Origin of the sequence: Streptomyces sp. RP5T (assembly GCF_003933965.1) — a bacterium.
In the GTDB taxonomy this organism is placed as follows: Bacteria; Actinomycetota; Actinomycetes; order Streptomycetales; family Streptomycetaceae; genus Streptomyces.
Window position 1 is genome coordinate 1 of sequence record NZ_RSAJ01000901.1, and the last position, 2,392, is coordinate 2,392.

The window sequence follows — 2,392 nt, forward strand, 5'->3', positions numbered from 1 at the left end:
TTCATAGTGTTTCGGTGGTCATAGCGTGAGGGAAACGCCCGGTTACATTCCGAACCCGGAAGCTAAGCCTTACAGCGCCGATGGTACTGCAGGGGGGACCCTGTGGGAGAGTAGGACACCGCCGAACAATTTTTGGGAAAACCCCCGTGCCGTTGGCACGGGGGTTTTCTGCGTTTAGGGTCGACCATATGCGCTATGACCTTGTCATCTTCGACAACGATGGTGTCCTCGTCGACAGTGAGCCGATTTCCAATCGGCACCTCGCGGCTTATCTGACGGAGCTCGGGCATCCGACCTCCTACGAGGACTCCATTCGGGACTACATGGGTTCCGCCATGCACCGGATCCATGAGCTGGTCCTGGAGCGGACCGGGCAGCGGTTGCCGGCCGACTTCGACGACGTCTTCCACGCGAGGGTGTTCGCCGCGTTCGAGCGGGAGTTGCAGGCCGTGGCCGGCGTCACCGGCGTACTGGAGAAGCTGACGGCGGACGGGGTGCCGTACTGTGTCGCGTCCTCCGGGAGTCATGCGCGGATCCGGGTGGGGCATCGGGCGGCCGGGCTGGAGCGGTGGTTCGAGGACGCGCGGATCTTCAGCTCGGAGGATGTGGGGCGCGGGAAGCCGGCGCCCGATCTGTTTCTGCACGCCGCCGCGCGAATGGGCGTCGAGCCGGGGCGGTGTGTGGTGGTCGAGGACAGTCCGCTCGGGGTGCAGGCGGCCAACGCGGCCGGGATGGACGTGTACGGGTTCACCGCGATGACGCCTGCCGCGAAGCTCGCCGGGGCCACTCAACTCTTCTCCGACATGAGTGAGTTGGTGGACCTGCTGGTCTGACATTTGTCATGCGGAGGTCCGGACGATCGTTTCTACTGGCGTGCCCCCGCCGGGCGAGAAGCTGAGGGCATGACGACGAAGACGAACTCGAAGTGCGCGAACCTGGCTCCTCTGATCGTGGACGTGGCTGTGCCGATCGGGGCGTACTACCTGCTCAAGGACGGGCTCGGGACGAGCACGTTGATGGCGCTGGGCCTCAGCAGTGTCGTCCCGGCCGTGCGGACCGGCTGGAGTGTGGTCAAGGAGCGGACGGTCAACGGACTGGCCGCGCTGATCCTCGTGGTCAACGTCGCCGGGCTGCTGCTCAGCCTCGTGGCCGGCGACCCGCGGCTGATGCTCGCCAAGGACAGCGGGGTCAGCAGCGTGATCGGGATCGGCGTCCTCGTCTCCGTCGCGCTGGGGAGGCCGATGATGACCGCGGGCATGAAGCCCTGGCTGGTGAAGGGCATCGCGGAGCGGGAGGCCGCCTGGACGCGGCTCCAGGGCGGGTCGGCGGACTTCCGGCGGGCCGAGCGGCGGTTCTCCGTGGTGTGGGGCGTCGTACTGCTGACGGAGTGCGTGGTGCGGGTCGTGGGGGCGTACACGCTGCCGGTGGACACGATGGTGTGGCTCGGATCCGTGGTCATGGTCGTGTCGATGGCGGTCGCCTTCCTGGTCAGCGGGGCGATCGGGGCCGGCCCCATGGCCCGGATGCTGATCGCCGAGACGAGGACCTGCGCCCCCGCGCGGCCCGAGGTCGCGCTCGCCCGATAAAGCTGAGGGAAATTCATCTTTGGCTGGATCTACCCACGAGTACGCCGGGGCCCTACGCTCGCCGCCATGACAGATGTGCTGCGGCGCGGTAGGGCCTCGTTGGCGTTCAGCTTCTTCGCGCAGGGCGTCGCCTTTGCTCTGCTGGTGACGCGGATCCCCGCGATCCAGGACCGGTACGGGGTCTCCGACGCGCTGCTGCCCGCCTTCCTGGCCGCGGTGCCGATCCTGGCCGGGGTCGGGAGCGTGTCCACCGAGCACCTGGTGAAGCGGATACCGCCCAGCCGGCTGCTGCGGTTCGCCCAGCCGGTCGTGCTGCTGGCGCTGCTGGGCGTGGGAGCGGGGGACACCACGGTCGAACTGGGCGTCTCCCTAGCTGCCTTCGGGCTCGCCGTCGGCATGCTCGACGCGTCCATGAACATGCTCGGGGTCAGCCTGCAGCGGTCGTACGGGCGCAGCATCATGCTGAGCTTCCACGCGGTGTTCAGTCTCGGCGGGATCGTCGGGGCCTCGCTCGCCTGGGTCGGGGCGCACTGGCATCTCGCGCTGTTCGTGTCCTATCTGCCGGTCGTGGTGGTGCTGGTGCCGCTGTGCCTGGCGGGGAGCCGGTGGTACGTCGACGGGGACGTGGCCGTCGTGGAGGAGGAGCGCCACGGCGGGGACGGGATCGTCTTCAAGCTGCTGCTGCCGCTGTGTCTGGTGATGACCTTCGCCTACATCGGGGACTCCACCGTCTCCAACTGGAGTGCGAAGTACCTCCAGGACGTGCTCGGCAGCAGTGAGCAGCTGGCGACCGTGCCGTACAACGT

At 67.6% G+C, this 2,392-nt stretch carries 3 protein-coding genes and 1 rRNA gene; all 4 read left to right on the forward strand.

Annotated elements, in window-relative coordinates; all coding sequences use genetic code 11:
- Window positions 1–10 precede the first annotated feature (10 nt).
- A 5S ribosomal RNA gene (gene rrf / locus EHS43_RS42685) occupies window positions 11–127 on the forward strand.
- A gap of 61 nt (window positions 128–188) precedes the next feature.
- Window positions 189–833 (forward strand): HAD family phosphatase, encoded by a 645-nt coding sequence (locus EHS43_RS42690; protein ID WP_125195837.1) that lies wholly within the window; start codon window positions 189–191, stop codon window positions 831–833.
- Window positions 834–902: 69 nt separating this feature from the next.
- A complete protein-coding gene (locus EHS43_RS42695; protein ID WP_125195838.1) occupies window positions 903–1,586 on the forward strand; it encodes a VC0807 family protein in 684 nt (227 codons plus the stop codon).
- Between the two features lie 66 nt (window positions 1,587–1,652).
- Window positions 1,653–2,392: MFS transporter (locus EHS43_RS42700; protein WP_148104276.1), on the forward strand; the 740-nt coding region annotated here is incomplete at its 3' end.

Coding starts and splice junctions, on each gene's coding strand:
- EHS43_RS42690 (WP_125195837.1), top strand. CDS start 189: ATGCGCTATGACCTTGTCATCTTCGACAACGATGGTGTCCTCGTCGAC.
- EHS43_RS42695 (WP_125195838.1), top strand. CDS start 903: ATGACGACGAAGACGAACTCGAAGTGCGCGAACCTGGCTCCTCTGATC.